This is a genomic window from Ruegeria marina (assembly GCF_900101475.1).
GTDB lineage: Bacteria > Pseudomonadota > Alphaproteobacteria > Rhodobacterales > Rhodobacteraceae > Ruegeria_B > Ruegeria_B marina.
The window spans coordinates 147,399-163,792 of sequence record NZ_FMZV01000010.1; the positions used below are offsets into that span (position 1 = coordinate 147,399).

14 protein-coding genes, 1 tRNA gene and 1 other RNA gene are annotated in these 16,394 nt (G+C 61.1%); 13 read left to right on the forward strand and 3 right to left on the reverse strand.

Annotation, left to right across the window (positions count from 1 at the left end; all coding sequences use genetic code 11):
• Positions 1–20 precede the first annotated feature (20 nt).
• The 3 genes from BLT75_RS14830 to BLT75_RS14840 all read right to left on the reverse strand — a co-directional run bounded on the left by BLT75_RS14830 (position 21) and on the right by BLT75_RS14840 (position 1,708).
• Positions 21–452: an ester cyclase gene (locus BLT75_RS14830; protein ID WP_093033315.1), complete on the reverse strand. Its 432-nt coding sequence runs from the start codon at positions 450–452 to the stop codon at positions 21–23.
• Between the two features lie 98 nt (positions 453–550).
• Positions 551–899: a transfer-messenger RNA gene (gene ssrA / locus BLT75_RS14835) on the reverse strand.
• Between the two features lie 62 nt (positions 900–961).
• Positions 962–1,708: a FadR/GntR family transcriptional regulator gene (locus BLT75_RS14840; RefSeq protein ID WP_093033249.1), complete on the reverse strand. Its 747-nt coding sequence runs from the start codon at positions 1,706–1,708 to the stop codon at positions 962–964.
• Between the two features lie 125 nt (positions 1,709–1,833).
• Between BLT75_RS14840 and BLT75_RS14845 the strand changes: the two genes are divergently transcribed.
• The 13 genes from BLT75_RS14845 (at position 1,834) to BLT75_RS14905 (ending at position 15,992) form a co-directional block, all read left to right on the forward strand.
• Entirely contained in the window at positions 1,834–2,604 is a 771-nt protein-coding gene (locus tag BLT75_RS14845) for a DUF2182 domain-containing protein (protein ID WP_245706541.1), read from the forward strand.
• A 16-nt stretch (positions 2,605–2,620) separates the two neighbouring features.
• Positions 2,621–3,250: a DUF1326 domain-containing protein gene (locus BLT75_RS14850; RefSeq protein WP_093033252.1), complete on the forward strand. Its 630-nt coding sequence runs from the start codon at positions 2,621–2,623 to the stop codon at positions 3,248–3,250.
• 148 nt (positions 3,251–3,398) lie between these two features.
• Entirely contained in the window at positions 3,399–4,502 is a 1,104-nt protein-coding gene (locus tag BLT75_RS14855) for a dimethylsulfoniopropionate demethylase (protein ID WP_093033255.1), read from the forward strand.
• A 104-nt stretch (positions 4,503–4,606) separates the two neighbouring features.
• Positions 4,607–5,599, forward strand: coding sequence for an acryloyl-CoA reductase (acuI, locus tag BLT75_RS14860; protein ID WP_093033258.1), 993 nt, complete (start codon positions 4,607–4,609; stop codon positions 5,597–5,599).
• A gap of 416 nt (positions 5,600–6,015) precedes the next feature.
• Complete coding sequence (locus BLT75_RS14865) at positions 6,016–7,239, forward strand: aminotransferase class V-fold PLP-dependent enzyme (protein WP_093033321.1); 1,224 nt, start codon at positions 6,016–6,018, stop codon at positions 7,237–7,239.
• 45 nt (positions 7,240–7,284) lie between these two features.
• The gene (locus BLT75_RS14870; protein ID WP_093033261.1) at positions 7,285–8,733 is read left to right on the forward strand and encodes a cryptochrome/photolyase family protein; all 1,449 of its coding nucleotides are present in this window, start codon (positions 7,285–7,287) and stop codon (positions 8,731–8,733) included.
• Between the two features lie 50 nt (positions 8,734–8,783).
• Positions 8,784–9,998, forward strand: coding sequence for an SAM-dependent methyltransferase (locus BLT75_RS14875; RefSeq protein ID WP_093033264.1), 1,215 nt, complete (start codon positions 8,784–8,786; stop codon positions 9,996–9,998).
• Positions 9,999–10,010: 12 nt separating this feature from the next.
• On the forward strand, positions 10,011–10,451 hold the full coding sequence (locus tag BLT75_RS14880) for a TrgA family protein (RefSeq protein ID WP_093033267.1): 441 nt from the start codon (positions 10,011–10,013) through the stop codon (positions 10,449–10,451).
• 30 nt (positions 10,452–10,481) lie between these two features.
• The gene (locus tag BLT75_RS14885; RefSeq protein ID WP_093033270.1) at positions 10,482–11,597 is read left to right on the forward strand and encodes an NUDIX domain-containing protein; all 1,116 of its coding nucleotides are present in this window, start codon (positions 10,482–10,484) and stop codon (positions 11,595–11,597) included.
• Between the two features lie 84 nt (positions 11,598–11,681).
• Complete coding sequence (locus BLT75_RS14890; protein ID WP_093033273.1) at positions 11,682–12,716, forward strand: cysteine synthase A; 1,035 nt, start codon at positions 11,682–11,684, stop codon at positions 12,714–12,716.
• A gap of 3 nt (positions 12,717–12,719) precedes the next feature.
• A complete protein-coding gene (locus BLT75_RS14895; RefSeq protein WP_093033276.1) occupies positions 12,720–15,137 on the forward strand; it encodes a DUF3772 domain-containing protein in 2,418 nt (805 codons plus the stop codon).
• A complete protein-coding gene (locus tag BLT75_RS14900; RefSeq protein ID WP_093033279.1) occupies positions 15,127–15,849 on the forward strand; it encodes an alanyl-tRNA editing protein in 723 nt (240 codons plus the stop codon). The genes BLT75_RS14895 and BLT75_RS14900 overlap by 11 nt, the downstream gene beginning before the upstream one ends.
• A gap of 53 nt (positions 15,850–15,902) precedes the next feature.
• Positions 15,903–15,992 (forward strand) — tRNA-Ser (locus BLT75_RS14905).
• Positions 15,993–16,394 lie beyond the last annotated feature (402 nt).

Sequence of the window (16,394 nt, forward strand, 5' to 3'; positions counted from 1 at the left end):
TCCCGTCAGGCTCCGGGATATCACTTCCAGTCCAGCCGCTGACCTGTCATGCAGATAGGCAGCGTGTCGGCGGGCAACTGGCCCAGTTGCTCGAACAGCGAGATCAGGTCGAACTGGTTGTAAGCTTCGACAATCTTGCCGTCCTTGCACCGGACCATGACCTGGCCCGTGACTTCGATCGGTGCTCCGTTGTCGGCCCTTGATGTGTGGACATGCAGGATCGCACTGGCCCAATCGCCGTTCTCGATGATTTTTGGAATATCCACGCGTATCTCGCCCAGGTGATATTTGAAGGCTGATACGAACTCCCTGAAGTCATCCGCGCCGACCTGCATCTCGGGGATCAGCCCGTCGGCCATCGTGTCGGCCGCGAAAAATTCATCAATCGCATCGACATTCCCCTGTTCCCATACCTGGGCATACCATTGCTTCAACAATTCGGACTTTTTCATGACGGCCTCCATCGCTGTGCCAACAGCATCGGATGCAATGGTGAATGAATGCTGAACGAATCCGGCCTGGTTCAGACAAATCCAATCTTGTTGTCGGAAATGCAGGTTTCTGTTGCCAGGTACCTGCGAACCCCGCCTTACGCTGCTAGGCGCAAGGGCTTAGATTTCGGTATTTCGGACTGCTTACGCAGCCAGAGCAACCGGAGCACGATTGTCGTTGGCAATTATGCTTTACGGACCGATAACGGTGGCACCCCGCCGAGACAAAGCAAACTCCTTTAGACGTCCGTCGATCCTGTTTCGGCCCCGTTTTCCCCCAACGAGGGTATCTGGTGGAGCCGCCGGGTACCGCCCCCGGGTCCGATCCGCTTATTACGAGCGCGTTTATGTCCATAGTCCCCGAAGGAACACATCGAATATAGTCGCTCGGTGTGCAAGTGCAACGGGGTCCGGGCGTGCCGGAGCGGAAATTGCATTCCGGCGCGTCACCCAATAGGCGCGAAGCGGGATCAGCGGTGCGCGGAGTTGCGCGCCGCTGCTCGGGCCGCCATCACGCTGTCCTTGAGGGTCATCGTGTAGGTGGTAAGCTCGACCAGCGCCGCATCCGCGCTGGCCGCGTCGCGGGCTTCGATGGCATCCGCGATGCGGGTATGCAGTCCGACGATGACCTCGCGGGAGCGGGCGGTAAAGGTGATCATGTTCATCAACGGCTGCATTGCTTCCACCGCTCCGGCCAGCTGGTAGGACAAGACCGGGTTGCCCGCGCCGTCCACAAGGGCCCGGTGAAAGGCGACGTCCGAAGCACAGAAGGTTTCGTCGCTCAGCCCCGGCTGGCCTTGCCTTACGATCTCGGCCCGCATCGTTGCCAGGTGATCCGGAGTGCGCCGCTGCGCCGATAGCGGTGCGCAGGCGCGTTCCAGCGCATAGCGCGCCTCGCAGGCGGTGTCGAAGCTGACCGCATTCATCGACAGGAGCAATGTCGACGTGGTGATCTGCTGGGAATAGGCATCCTTGAAACTGATCTTGTTCACGAAGGCACCGCCGAACGCGCCGCGTTGGGTACGGATCAGCGACTGCGCGGCGAGACGCTTCAGGGCCTCTCGCACCGTTGGACGCGACACCTGAAACTGGTCGGCCAGTTCGGCCTCGGAGGGCAGGCGTTCGTCCACGATCAGGCGGCCTTCGACGATCGCATTCTTGATGGCCTGGGCAATCTGGGCCGACAGGTCGGCGGAACTGTTGGGGTCGATCTTCATGTCACGATCCTGTTGTCCTGGTCCCGCCGTGCATTTGGCCGGAATATTTTATTTGTCTGACATTTAAAAGTCTGACATTTAAGTGTCAACGCATGAGTCGAACAGGCTGTTAGCCGGAGAGCGGAATGAAAGCCATCGTTGCCGAACGGATCAGGTCGATGACGGGAGGACATTGGATCCTCCTTTTCGGTCTTGTCCTGTTGGCCTGGGCGCTCCTCTTCCTGATGGCCGTTCCCGCCGAGATGCGTGCGGCGGATGCCATTTACGGAGCGGATTTCTGGCGTGATCTCTGCACTTTGACGCCCGATATGGCCGGGTTTGGCCGAATGATCCTGATGTGGGCGCTGATGTCGGCCGCAATGATGGCGCCGACGGCATTGCCGGCGCTGGCGACCTACGAGGATCTGTCCCATACCGCGCCCGGCACCCGGTTTGGTGTGCTGCTCTGTGGCTACCTTCTGGTCTGGCTTGGCTTCTCGGTGTTGGCAGCCGGGGTGCAGTTCGGCCTCTTCCACGCCGGATTGCTGGGCAGTTTCGGAGACAGCCGGTCCGCGCTGTTGTCGGCGGGCCTGCTGATCGGCGCGGGCGCCTATCAGTTCTCGGCCATCAAGGCAGCTTGCCTCAGCAAATGCCGCCGACCATTGACCTTTTTCATGCAGCACTGGGACGAGGGGCCATTGCGCAACGGCATTCGCCTGGGCCTTGTCTGCCTTGGCTGTTGCTGGGCGCTGATGCTCCTGGCCTTTGTCGGCGGGGTCATGAACCTTGCTTTCATGGGGCTGGCGACGGTCATCATGGTGCTTGAAAAACTGCCCGAGATCGGCCGCTACGTGACCCGCCCCCTGGGCTTTGGCCTGTTTGCCTGGGCCGTCGGCATCGTTTTCACCGCATTCTAGAAAAGGGAGAAGAAACATGGCTTTGGACGCGGTTGGCACCGTACCCTGGACGATCAGGGGAGAGCTCATCCTGAACTGCAACTGCACGGTTTTCTGCCCCTGTGTGGTCAGTCTCGGCAAACACCCCCCGACCGAGGGGCATTGTCAGGCCTGGGCCGGGGTACGTATCGACGAGGGACAATACGGCGATACCGACCTGTCGGGACTTAACGTGGGCCTGTTCCTGGAGATTCCCGGCAACATGGGCCGTGGCAACTGGAAGGCTGCGGCCTTCATCGACGAACGCGCCTCGGGCGACGCCTATGAGGCGCTGGAAGCCATCTTTTCAGGGGCGGCGCGCGGCACGACGGGTCTGTTCTCGATGCTGGTCGGCGAGTTTCTGGGCGCCGAGCGCGCGCCTGTCGTCTTCGAGACCGAGGGCAAGGAACGCCGCCTGATGGTGGGCAAGAAGATCCAGGGCGCCGTGGTGCCGGTAGAGGGCAAGGATGGCAAGGACATCGTCGTGACCAACACCGAATACTGGATGGGTCCCGACATTACCGTCGCCACAGCCACCAAGGGACGGGTGCGCGCCTTTGGCCGGGTCTGGGATTTCGAGGGCCGGTCTGCCGAAATCTGCCAGATCGACTGGCACGGCCCGCGCTGAGATCAATGCTCCCTCCGGTCGGCGGCCTGGCCGCGGAGGCGTTGTCCAGACGTCCGGGTGACGGATGTATGGATCGCGCGCTTCATTGTTGGCTGCCGATCGGGTCAATCGAAAGACAGTTTGGTTATCAAGCCGGAGGACGCCTTTCATGGCGATGATTTCTCCCTCGCGTCGGGTCAGGCGCACCCCCTTCTCTGACGGCGTAGAGGCCGCCGGGGTCAAGGGCTATACGGTCTACAACAGAATGCTGCTGCCGACGGTGTTCGAAAGCGTCGAAGCGGATTATCACCACCTGAAACGGGCGGTGCAGGTATGGGACGTGGCCTGTGAACGGCAGGTCGAACTGCGCGGGCCGGATGCTGGACGGCTGATGCAGATGCTCACTCCGCGCGACCTGCGGGGCATGTTGCCGGGGCAGTGTTACTACGTGCCGATCGTCGATGAAACCGGCGGCATGTTGAACGATCCGGTCGCCGTAAAGCTGGCCGAGGATCGCTGGTGGATTTCCATCGCCGACAGCGACCTGCTTCTTTGGGTCAAGGGGATTGCCAATGGCTATCGGCTTGATGTCCTGGTTGACGAACCGGATGTCTCGCCCCTGGCGGTGCAGGGGCCGAAATCGGACGAACTGATGGCGCGGGTGTTCGGCGACCGGGTGCGTGATGTGCGCTTCTTCCGGTTCGGCATGTTCACCTTCGAGGGGCGCGACATGGCCATAGCGCGTTCGGGTTATTCCAAGCAGGGGGGCTTCGAGATTTACGTCGACGGCGGCGATATCGGCATGCCGCTCTGGAACGCGCTGATGGCCGCAGGCGAGGATCTGGACGTCCGCGCCGGCTGTCCCAACCTGATCGAGCGGATCGAGAGCGGACTGTTATCCTATGGCAATGACATGACCGAGGACAACACGCCGCATGAATGCGGGCTGGGGAAATTCTGCAACACCCATACCGCGATTGGATGTATCGGGCGCGATGCCTTGTTGCGGGTCGCCAAGGAAGGCCCGGTTCAGCAGATCCGCGCGATCGACATTGCCGGCGACGCCGTTCCGCCGTGTGATCGGATCTGGCCGTGTTATGCTGATGGCAAGCGCGTGGGGCAGGTGACTTCTGCCGCCTGGTCTCCGGATTTCGAAACGAATGTAGCGATAGGTATGGTTCGGCTGAGCCATTGGGCCGAGGGCACCCGGCTGGAAGTGGAGACACCGAACGGCATGCGTCCGGCGATGGTGCGCGAAAGGTTCTGGAACTGACCGGGCAGGGGGCGCTGCCCTCGTCGTGCTTTGCGCGATTCCCCCGGAGTATTTATGAAAAGATGAAATCACGGGCTCTGGCTGGGCCTTGAAAGGAGAATGAGATGTTCAATGCACTCGTGGTTGAAAAGGACGAAGAGAGCGGCAAGACGCAGGCCGGGGTCAAGCAGATTGGTCTGGATGATCTGCCGCAGGCCGAGGTTACGGTCGCGGTCGAATATTCGACGGTCAACTACAAGGACGGGTTGTGCATCGGGCCCGGTGGCGGTTTGGTGCGCAAGTATCCGCACGTTCCCGGCATCGACTTTGCCGGGACGGTCGAAACTTCTTCGGACCCGCGCTACAAGGCCGGGGACAAGGTTGTCCTGACCGGCTGGCGCGTGGGCGAGGCCCATTGGGGCGGCTATTCCCAGAAGGCTCGGGTGAGGGCGGACTGGCTGGTGCCGCTGCCCGAGGGGCTTGACACGCGCCAGGCGATGGCTGTCGGAACGGCCGGGTTCACGGCCATGCTTGCAGTCATGGCGCTGGAAGATCACGGCATGAAACCCGGTCACGGGCCGGTACTGGTCACCGGTGCGGCGGGCGGCGTCGGTTCGGTCGCCACCGCGATCCTGGCGAAGCTTGGTCACGAGGTTGCCGGGGTGACCGGGCGTCCGGAAACCGGGGACTACCTCAGGTCATTGGGCGCCACGACCATCGTGCCGCGGGAAGAGTTGAGCGAAACGGTCAAGCGTCCGCTCGAGTCCGAAACCTGGGCGGGTTGCGTGGATGCCGTGGGCGGCGCCATGTTGGCGCGGGTTCTGGGGCAGATGAAATACGGGGCCTCCGTCGCGGCGGTCGGTCTGGCGGGCGGTGCAGGTCTGCCGGCAACCGTGGTTCCGTTCCTGCTGCGGGGGGTCAACCTTTTGGGGATCGACAGCGTCATGCAACCCTATGACAACAGGGTTCGGGCCTGGCAGCGGATCGCCTCGGATCTGCCGATGGACAAGCTTGAGGCGATGATCCAGCCGGCAACGCTGTCGGACCTCCCGAAACTGGGTGCCGAGATCCTGAAAGGGCAGGTCAAGGGCCGTGTCGTCGTCGACGTCAACGCCTGAGCGCGGTGAAACCGATTTGGCCCCCGGCGTGCAGCCGGGGGCCTGTTCGTTCCAGGCGGATACCATTTTAAAGCCACCCGGCTGATCGCCATCGCGGAATCGAAGTGGCCGGTGACGGACCGCCTCTTTAGCCCAGGTTGCGCGGTTCATGGCTTCCTTGCGCGCCGCTGGCCCGACCAGTTGCAGCGGCGCCCGCGACCATCATCTGCCGGGGCGCGGAGATGGAGAAGCGGCGCGCAATGTCATGCTTGCGTCCATGTCCGCTACCGGCAACTCTGCCCAGGCCGGAACATCTTCGGCCCGATCGCTCGGCGTTCTGCCTCGCCGCAGCTGCCGACATGATCCGTCGTCGGCACATGGCCTTGACCCGGGGCAAGACTGCGGGCATCCATTTGCCTGAAAGAACGGGGGTCAAGATGGCGCTGGATATCGACTTTGTCCGCAAACAGTTTCCTGCCTTTTCCGAGGCATCCCTGCATGGCCAGGCGTTTTTCGAGAACGCGGGCGGATCCTATACCTGCCAGCCGGTGATCGACCGGCTGACCCGCTTCTATACCCAGCGAAAGGTGCAGCCCTACGCCCCTTACGAGGCGAGCCGCCTGGCAGGCGCGGAGATGGACGAGGCCCGGTCGCGGATGGCGGCGATCCTCGGGGTCGAAAGCGATGAGTTGAATTTCGGCCCCTCGACCAGCCAGAATACCTATGTTCTGGCTCAGGCGTTTCGCAAATGGATGCGGCCCGGCGAGGCGATCGTGGTTACCAACCAGGATCACGAGGCCAACACCGGCCCCTGGCGGCGTCTGGCCGAGGACGGGATCGAGATAAGGGAATGGCGGATCGATCCGGAGACCGGGCATCTGACCCCTGAGGATCTGGAAAACCTGCTTGATGAAAAGGTGCGTCTGGTCTGTTTTCCGCACTCTTCTAATGTGGTGGGCGAAATCAATCCGGTTACCGAGATTACCGCGATCGCACATGCCGCGGGCGCTTTCGTCTGCGTGGATGGCGTGTCTTATGCACCGCACGGATTTCCCAATGTCGGCGAGCTTGGACCCGACATCTATCTGTTTTCGTCCTACAAGACCTATGGGCCGCACCAGGGGATCATGGTGATCCGGCGCGCGCTGGGGCAGATGCTTCCGAACCAGGGGCACTACTTCAACGGCGACGTGCTTTACAAGCGGTTCACGCCCGCAGGCCCTGATCATGCGCAGATCGCGGCCAGCGCGGGCATGGCCGATTATGTCGAACTGCTGGCGCAGCATCACGGCTGCACGGAAACTGACCCCGCCGCACGCGCGGGTTTTGTGCATGATCTGATGCGCGCACACGAAGTGGACCTGCTGCAGCCGCTGCTGGACGCGGTCAAGGACCGCAATTCGGTCCGGCTGCTGGGGCCGGCGGTGGCGGAAACGCGGGCGCCGACCGTTGCCTTGGCCCTGACCCGCCCGGCCGAGCCGGTGGCTGCGGAACTGGCGAAATTCGGGGTGATGGCCGGAGGCGGCGATTTCTACGCCGTGCGCGCGCTGCAAGGGATGGGCGTCGATCCGCAAAAGGGCGTCCTGCGCGTCAGCTTCACCCATTACACGGCAAGATCCGAGATAGACCAGCTTTTGCAGGCGCTTGACCGGGTTTTGTGATCCGGTTTCGCAACTGCTCCGTAGTGCCGGAAAACGGAGCAGCACATGACGCAGGCCAAATCACCGATCATTTTCTGGTTCAGACGGGATTTGCGTCTGGCCGATCATCCGGGTTTCAGCGCAGCCTGTGCCACCGGGCGTCCGGTCATTCCGGTCTTTGTCCATGACGGGCGAGTCGAAGCATTGGGTGCCGCGCCCCGGTTTCGTCTCGGGCTGGGGTTGGCCGCTTTTGCCGACAGTCTGAACGCCGCCGGAAGCCGTTTGATCCTCAGACGCGGCGATCCGCTGGCCGAGTTGCGGGCGCTGCTGGCGGAAACAGGCGCCGGCGCGGTCTGGTGGTCGCGCCTCTACGATCCCGCTTCGATCGCACAGGACCAAAAGGTCAAGGCCGCGCTCAGAAATGCAGGTTGCGATGCCCGGTCCTTTGCCGGCCACCTGCTGTTCGAGCCATGGACCGTCGAAACGGGAACCGGCGGGTTCTACAAGGTCTATTCCCCCTTCTGGCGGGCAGTGCGCGGTATCGACGTCGCGCCACCCGTACCTGTGCCGACTCGGCTGCCTGTCCCTTCGGTCTGGCCAGGCTCAGACCGCCTGGAAAGCTGGCACATGGACGCCGCCATGGGGCGCGGTGGTGCGGTCGTCGCCCGATACCAGTCGCCGGGCGAAGAGATGGCGCTGCGAAAACTAGATGTTTTCGTGGACAAGCGGATCGACCTGTACAAACAGGACCGTGACAATCTGGACGCCGAGGCCACCTCCGGCCTGTCTGATCACCTCAGTCTGGGCGAGATCGGCCCGCGCACCTTGTGGCACCGTGGACAGGAGGCGATACGTTCCGGGGCCGCAGGGGCTGAACATTTCCTCAAGGAACTGGTCTGGCGCGAATTCGCCTATCACCTGATGTATCACAGTCCGCACATTCTGGACCGGAACTGGCGTGCCGGATGGGAAACGTTTCCATGGTCCGAGGACAGGGACAATCCCGGTTTCGTCGCCTGGTGCCGCGGGCGTACCGGAGAGCCGCTGGTCGATGCCGCGATGCGGGAAATGTACGTCACAGGCCGGATGCACAACCGGGCTCGCATGGTTGCGGCAAGTTTCCTGACCAAGCATTTGATGGTACACTGGAAGCTGGGAATGGACTGGTTCGCCGACTGCCTGACCGACTGGGACCCGGCATCCAATGCGATGGGCTGGCAATGGGTCGCCGGATGTGGTCCCGATGCGGCGCCATTCTTTCGGGTGTTCAACCCTGAAACCCAGGCCGCCAAGTTCGACGCCGGAGGCGCGTACCGCAAACGCTGGATCGCCGAAGCGCAGAAACAGCCGCCACAAACTGCGCTGGACTTCTTCTCGGCTATCCCCCGCGCCTGGATGCTGGACAGGGACGCATCGCCTGCTCAGCCGGTCGTTTCGCTTGAGGCGGGCAGAAAACGTGCTCTGGCGGCTTATTCAGACCAGTTTTCAACGCCAAGTAACGGAAAACTTGCGTGAAAAAGCGTCTGGGCCTAGCCTTGTTCCAAACCGCAATCGGGGAGAGGCGGATGATATTCACATCGACGGATGGTCAGGAGAACCTGCCGCGATATTTCTCGCAAGTTATGAAGATGTTGAGCCGGATGGAGGCCGGGAGACTGGACATCGCCCTGCCTGATGGGCGGGTCTTCCGGTCCGAGGGCAAGCGTCCCGGACCCGTGGCACATGTCGATATCCATGATCCCGAAGTTTTTGCGCGCCTGATCCGTGAAGGGGAACTTGGATTTTCCGACGCCTATATCGAGGGCGAATGGAGCACGCCGGACCTGCGCGCCTTCATGGACCTCGTACATCAGGGGGATGAAACCGTCTATGACGGGTTCCCCGGTCAGTTTCTCGCCCGTGCCTACGAGAGGCTGCGTTTCTGGTTGCAGCGCAATCACAAGGCCCAGGCAAAAAAGAACATCTCCTATCATTACGATCTGGGCAACGCGTTCTATGGGCTGTGGCTGGACGAAACGATGACTTATTCCAGCGCGATCTTCGAAACCGGTCAGGAAAGCCTGGAAAAGGCCCAGATCGCGAAATATGCCAGCCTTATCGACGAGATGGGAGCAAAGCCCGGCGATCACATTCTGGAGATCGGATGCGGTTGGGGCGGGTTCGCGGAATATGCCGCACGCGAACGCGGATTGCGGGTCACCGGCCTGACCATCAGTCAGGAACAGTTCAAGTATGCAACGGAACGCATTGAAAAGGCGGGTCTTTCAGATCGTGTGGAGTTCAAGCTTCAGGATTACAGGGACGAGACGGGCACTTATGACGGTATTGCCTCGATCGAGATGTTCGAAGCTGTCGGCGAGAAGTATTGGCCGGTCTATTTCGACACGGTGCACGACAGGCTGAAACCTGGCGGGCAGGCGACGCTCCAGATCATCACGGTTGCCGACAAGCGGTGGGAGATCTACCGCAACGGCGTCGATTTCATTCAAAAATACATCTTCCCCGGCGGAATGCTGCCGGCGCCCAGAATCCTGCGTGAACAGGTGGCGCGCGCCAGGCTGGAGTTTGTCAAGTCCAGGGAATTCGGCAAGAGCTACGACCTGACATTGCGGCGCTGGCACGAAACCTTCAACGAGAAATGGGACCAGGTCGCGGCACTGGGTTTTGATGAACGTTTCCGCCGCATGTGGAACTTCTACCTGACTTCCTGCGGCGCCGCCTTTGACTCGGGGACCTGCGATGTGACACAGATTACGGTGGCAAGACCCATGAAGAGCTGAGAAACACATTCCATGCCTACCGCTGCCCGCCTCGTCGCCGCTATCTGCCTGGCCGTTCTTGCCCTTGTGGTGTCCCAACAAGTCAAACCCCTGATGCCCGAAGGCACGGATTTCGGGTATTTCGACTTTGTCAACATGGGGTTGGGTTTGTTGTGCGGCTGGTTCGTCATGGGAACCCGCGCCGGTCGGGGCATATCGGCAGGCATCACGAATGGATTGACCGGCATGGCGGCGCTGGTGTTCTGGGCGCTCTTCGTGCAAGGATCGTACGAGATGTTCCGGCTGGCCATGCGGAACCGCTATGATGGTCCGTTCGAGGCGGTTCTGGCCATATTCGAAAAAGGGGTGGAATTCGGCGCGGTCCTGCTGGCTCCGAATATCATCTGGACATTGCTGGCGGGTGCGGTGATATGCGGGCTCATGACCGAAGTCGCCTGGCGGAGATGGCGATAAGGCACCGAAACTCTGGGAAAATCTTTCGCCGTGACCAATCTTTTCTTTTACGGGACGCTGCGGTACCAGCCGCTTCTTGAGCTTGTTCTCAGCGAGCCCGGTGTTGAACTTGACACAGTCTCGGCCGAGCTTCCCGACCACACGGTGCGAGCGGTGGCGAACCAGCCCTTCCCGATGGTGGTTCCGGCTTCCGGAAAACGGGCGCAGGGCGTCCTTGTGCGGGGGTTGACCGCGTCCCAGATCGCGCGGCTGAACTACTACGAGGGCGGGTTCGATTACGATCTGCGCCCGATGACCGTCATTCTGGAAGACGGTTCGGCGGCAGAGGCCCAGGTCTATTTCCCGCAAGAGGGCCTTTGGACGCCGGGGGGAACCTGGGATCTGGAGTCTTGGGCGGCACAATGGGGTGCGTTGACCCTGCATGCGGCGGCCGAGGTCATGGCGTTTTACGGACGGCTGACGCCCGCCGAAATTGCCCGCAGTTTCCGGGCAATCAGGGTGCGGGCGGCGGCGCGCCTGGCGGCGGCGCAGCGACCGGCCAATCCGGGTCGCGACGTTTCGGTCGATGTCGTGGTCGAAAATCACCATCGCGCCTATGTCAATTATTTCGGCGTGGACGAGATGGATCTGCGTCACCGTCGCAATGACGGATCCATGAGCGACAGTCTGAATCGCCGCGCACTGATGACAGGGCAGGCTTCGGTCGTGCTCCCCTACGATCCGGTGCGCGACCGGGTGCTGATCGTCGAACAGTTTCGCGCGCCGGTGTTCATGATCGGCGATCCCGCTCCCTGGATGTGGGAGGCTGTCGCAGGCATGATCGATCCCGGCGAAACACCGGAACAGGCCGCCCGTCGCGAGTTGCTTGAAGAAGCGCATCTGGAAGCGCGGAAGCTTGAACAGGCCGGCCGGGCCTACGCCTCCAGCGGATCATCGACCGAGTTTGTGCATCTTTTCGTCGCGCTGGCCGATATCTTGGCCGAAACCGACGCCGGAGGTCTTGCCAGTGAAGGCGAAGACATTCGAAGCCATATCCTGAGTTTCGACGCGCTGATGAATCTGATTGACACGCAGCAGATCAAGGATCTTCCGCTGGTATCGCTTGCCAACTGGCTGGCGCGCCACCGGGATCGGCTGCGGGCCTGACCGGGCTGTAGCCCGCATCCTTGCTTGAGGTCGCGCTGCCTGAAGGCTACATCGTTAAGGACAGGACAATATTGCGAGGATATCATGCGCATTGCACGCGATCTGGCTGATGCCGTTGGACACACACCGCTGATCCGGCTGCGCCGCGTCAGCGAAGAGACCGGGTGCGAGATCCTGGGCAAAGCCGAATTCATGAACCCGGGCCAATCGGTCAAGGATCGGGCCGCGCTCTACATCATCCGAGATGCTGTCGCGCGCGGCGATCTGAAACCCGGCGGCACGATCGTCGAAGGTACTGCGGGCAATACCGGTATCGGTCTGGCGCTGGTCGGCGCCTCGATGGGGTTCAAGACGGTGATCGTGATCCCTGAGACCCAGTCCGAAGAGAAAAAGGACATGTTGCGTCTGGCCGGTGCTGAACTGGTGCAGGTTCCGGCCGCGCCCTACCGAAATCCCAACAACTTTGTCCATTATTCGCGCCGTTTGGCCGAGGAACTCGACAAGTCTTTGCCGAACGGGGCCATCTGGGCCAATCAGTTCGACAATATAGCCAACAAGCAGGCCCATGTCGAAACCACCGGTCCCGAGATCTGGGAACAGACCGGCGGCAATGTCGATGCTTTCATCTGTGCGGTGGGTTCGGGCGGAACCCTGGCGGGCGTGGCAGAGGCGCTTCAGCCCAAGGGGGTCAAGATCGGCCTGGCCGACCCAATGGGGGCTGCACTCTACAGCTATTATACCACGGGCGAACTGGCGACGGAGGGCGGTTCCATTGCCGAAGGCATCGGCCAGGTGCGGATCACCAAGAACCTCGAAGGCTTCAAGCCCGATTTCACCTGTCAGGTTCCCGATGCAGAGGCATTGCCCTACATCTTCGATCTTTTGCGCCAGGAGGGGTTGGTGATGGGCGGCTCGACTGCAATTAACATCGCGGGTGCGGTGCGCATGGCGCGCGAGATGGGGCCAGGCCATACGATCGTGACCGTGCTCTGCGACTATGGAACCCGATACCAGTCTAAGTTGTTCAACCCGGATTTCCTGCGCGAGAAGGACCTGCCGGTTCCCGACTGGATGACACGTGCGCCCAGTTCGATTCCGGGCGTTTTCGAGGACGTCTGAGTGATGTTCCGGCGACATGTGTTCCGCCTGATCCTGACTCTGGGGCTGTTGTCGCTGGCCAGTATGGCGATAGCTCAGCTGAGCGACGAGGGGCGCGCCTATTACGAAAAGTGGCAAAACACGGCGAACCGTGCCGAAGACGTGATCGAGGCAAATCGTGCCTCTGAAGTTGCCTTCGAACAATTGCGTTCTGAAATCGCGGGTTACAGGGATATCTTCAACCGCGTTCGTGGTGAGAATTCGGACCGGATCAAAACGCTGGAAAGCCAGTTGGCTGCACTTGGTCCCAAACCCGAAGATGGCAGTGAAGAAGCCCCCGACATTGCCAGGCTGCGCCAGCATCTCGAGGATCAACTGGCAGAGTTGACAGTTCCCAGGATCGTATCCGAGGAAGCCTATAGCCGGGCCAACGGGCTGATTTCGGAAATCGACCGGATTCTGAGAAGCCGGCAGACGAAGGAGTTGCTGGCAAGAGGACCGTCGCCAGTCAATCCGAAGCACTGGCCCGATGCATGGAGAGATATCAAGGAGGCGCTACGGTCCCTTGCAAATGAACTCAACTCCAACCTTCGCTCCGATGTCGTGCACGAGCAGTTGCGCCACAAGGGGCCGGCCATCGCCTTTCTGACTGTCCTGGGTGTCGTACTCCTGACGCGCGGACGGCGCTGGTCCGAGCGCGCGGGCGACTACCTTCGCACAATCGGAGGCACCGGCGGCGGTGTCTGGACTTTCATCGTCTCGCTGCTGCGGATTCTGTTGCCTTGGGTCGGGGTTTTGTTGCTTGTCACCGCTGTGTCCATGACCAGCATCGCGGGCGTCAGGGGGGCGTTGCTGATCGAGCAGATTCCCTACTGGGCTGCTGTGATCCTCTATTTCGACTGGATCGGCCGGCAAGTCTATCTTGCGAATGCCGTACATGGGTTTCGGAAGATTTCCGAGCCGATCGTCAAGGAGATGCGAGTCTATGTCGATCTGCTTGCCATTTCCCTTGTCCTGCACGAACTGGTCAATCTGTTTGCGCGCCTGGAGAATGTATCCGAAGAAACCCGGGCCGTTGCAGGGTTTCCGATCATCCTCCTGGCGTCGGTGCTCCTGCTGCGCTTGCGACGCGTGCGTGAGACCTCGTTGGAGAACGCCACTGCGGCTTCGGGCGAACCCTTGCGCTCGGCCGGGTTCAGCCGGCTGGTCGAAGTTTTGCGCAAGGCACTTTATCTGCTGGGGATAGCTTCTCCCTTGCTTGCCATCGTTGGATACAACAACGCGGCAGAGGCGTTGATCTACCCGGCGATCAAGACGCTCGCCCTGATTGCGGTTATGGTCATCCTGCAAGGGTTCGTTACCAATCTGTATGGCTTGATCACCCGCCAGGGATCGGATGCCCAGGACTCGCTGTTTTCGGTAATGGCCGGCTTTGTTCTCGCCATCGTGGCCCTGCCGTTTCTGGCTCTCTACTGGGGCGCCAGGCAATCTGACCTGACAGAGGTCTGGGCCCGGATCGGCCAGGGTTTCGACATCGGCGGCATCGTCATTTCGCCATCGAACTTCTTCACCTTCATCGTCATTTTTGCCATCGGTTACACGCTGACCAAACTGTTGCAGAGTGGTCTGCGAAACTCATTGCTCCCCAAGACCCGTATCGACGCCGGAGGGCAGAATGCGATCGTTGCGGGCACGGGCTACGTCGGGATCTTCCTGGCATCAGTGGTGGCGATAACCGGGGCCGGCTTCGACCTCTCCTCGCTGGCGATCGTGGCCGGTGCCTTGTCGGTCGGCATCGGTTTCGGCTTGCAGACCATCGTATCCAACTTCGTCTCCGGGATCATACTGCTGATCGAGCGTCCGATCTCCAAAGGCGACTGGATCGACGTGAACGGGCAGATTGGATATGTCCGCGACATTTCCGTACGCTCGACCCGGATCGAGACCTTCGACCGCACCGATGTGATCATTCCGAACTCTGACCTGATCAGTGGCAGTGTCACCAACTACACACGCGGCAACACGGTTGGCAGGGTCATCGTGCCGGTAGGTGTGGCCTATGGCACGGACACCCGCAAGGTCGAAGGCATTCTCAGAGAGATTGCCAAGGCGCATCCGATGGTGCTTGCCAATTCCGAGCCGAATATCGTTTTCCAGGGTTTTGGCGCGGATTCGCTCGACTTCGAGATCAGAGCGATACTGCGGGACGTGAATTGGGTTCTGTCGGTGAAATCGGACATGAATCACGAGATCAACCGTCGGTTCCTGGAGGAAGGCATCGAGATACCCTTTGCCCAGCGGGATGTCTGGCTGAGAAATCCCGAGGCCATATCAGGCGCGGCCAGTTCAAAGGAACGGACTGCCGAGGCTGCCGAGGCCAAGTCCGATCCGATCCCGATGCGCGATACCGACCTCGAAGGAGACGGCAGCGATGAGCACTGAACCGCTGTTCATGCAGGATGCCTATGCACGCGCCGCCGAGGGCAGGGTGATCGCGCTGACGGAAGACGGCAATGTGGTCCTCGACCGAAGCCTGTTCTACGCAACCGGAGGCGGTCAACCCGGCGATAGCGGACGATTGCTCTGGGACGACGGGGCCATGACGGTCACCAGCGCGCAGAAGCTGGAGGGCGGGCGGATCGCACTGGTGCCCCAAGATGGCGTTGCACCGCCGCCGCTCGGCGTCACGGTGCGGCAGGAACTCGACTGGAACCGGCGCTATGCCCATATGCGGGTGCACACCGCGTTGCATCTGCTGTCGGTGGTGATCCCGCTCGAGGTCAGCGGTGGTGCCATTGCCGCCGACAAGGGGCGGCTTGATTTCAACATGCCCGAAGCCCCCGACGACAAGGAGGCGCTGGAACGCGCCCTGCAGGCGCTGATCGAACGGGATCTGCCGGTGACCGAGGACTGGATCACCGAAGCGGAACTGGATGCCAACCCGGGCCTGGTCAAGACCATGTCGGTATCTCCTCCAAGAGGTGCGGGCCGGGTACGTCTTGTACGGATCGGCGAAGGGGAAAATCAGGTCGACTTGCAGCCCTGCGGCGGCACGCATGTCGCCCGAACCGGAGAAATCGGCCGTATCCGTTTGGGAAAGGTCGAGAAAAAGGGCAAGCAGAACCGAAGAGTCTATCTGCACATCGACCCCTGACAGGGAAAAACCCGCTTGCAAATGCCGGCGCAATGAACGAAATAGCCCGTCACGGACAGTTGGCCGAGTGGTCGAAGGCGCACGCCTGGAAAGTGTGTAGGCGGGGAACCGTCTCGAGGGTTCGAATCCCTCACTGTCCGCCACTTGCCCTTGAGAAACCTTTCTCCCCGTCCGGCTGCGGCCGGATTTCCCCGAGTTTTCAAAGGGGTTTACGAGTGGGGCTGAGCACTGCCGCCTCGGATGTTGGCCCAAAATCCGTTCTCTGCGGCCCAAATTCTCTGAACCTGATGACTGCGCCGATTTAGTGCAGAGCTTGTAAGCCACTGACCTGTATGAGTTTCTCGGGCCGGCAACCTAGACACTTCGACGGTAGTCGCTTTCGCTAGATGGAACAGAAATCGAACGTTCGCCATTGCGGCCGTTCGCTGCGGCCCGTCCCGATGACCGAGTTGCGGACAATTCGGCCATTCGACGATATCGCTCGATCTGGGCAGTCCGGTTTTCATGGTAACGTGCTTTTCGTCGCCCTTTGTGCTAAGCAGACC

Excerpts from the sequence above, each read along its gene's own strand:
- BLT75_RS14830 (WP_093033315.1), bottom strand. The coding sequence starts at position 452 with ATGAAAAAGTCCGAATTGTTGAAGCAATGGTATGCCCAGGTATGGGAA.
- BLT75_RS14840 (WP_093033249.1), bottom strand. The coding sequence starts at position 1,708 with ATGAAGATCGACCCCAACAGTTCCGCCGACCTGTCGGCCCAGATTGCC.
- BLT75_RS14845 (WP_245706541.1), top strand. The coding sequence starts at position 1,834 with ATGAAAGCCATCGTTGCCGAACGGATCAGGTCGATGACGGGAGGACAT.
- BLT75_RS14850 (WP_093033252.1), top strand. The coding sequence starts at position 2,621 with ATGGCTTTGGACGCGGTTGGCACCGTACCCTGGACGATCAGGGGAGAG.
- BLT75_RS14855 (WP_093033255.1), top strand. The coding sequence starts at position 3,399 with ATGGCGATGATTTCTCCCTCGCGTCGGGTCAGGCGCACCCCCTTCTCT.
- acuI (WP_093033258.1), top strand. The coding sequence starts at position 4,607 with ATGTTCAATGCACTCGTGGTTGAAAAGGACGAAGAGAGCGGCAAGACG.
- BLT75_RS14865 (WP_093033321.1), top strand. The coding sequence starts at position 6,016 with ATGGCGCTGGATATCGACTTTGTCCGCAAACAGTTTCCTGCCTTTTCC.
- BLT75_RS14870 (WP_093033261.1), top strand. The coding sequence starts at position 7,285 with ATGACGCAGGCCAAATCACCGATCATTTTCTGGTTCAGACGGGATTTG.
- BLT75_RS14875 (WP_093033264.1), top strand. The coding sequence starts at position 8,784 with ATGATATTCACATCGACGGATGGTCAGGAGAACCTGCCGCGATATTTC.
- BLT75_RS14880 (WP_093033267.1), top strand. The coding sequence starts at position 10,011 with ATGCCTACCGCTGCCCGCCTCGTCGCCGCTATCTGCCTGGCCGTTCTT.
- BLT75_RS14890 (WP_093033273.1), top strand. The coding sequence starts at position 11,682 with ATGCGCATTGCACGCGATCTGGCTGATGCCGTTGGACACACACCGCTG.
- BLT75_RS14895 (WP_093033276.1), top strand. The coding sequence starts at position 12,720 with ATGTTCCGGCGACATGTGTTCCGCCTGATCCTGACTCTGGGGCTGTTG.
- BLT75_RS14900 (WP_093033279.1), top strand. The coding sequence starts at position 15,127 with ATGAGCACTGAACCGCTGTTCATGCAGGATGCCTATGCACGCGCCGCC.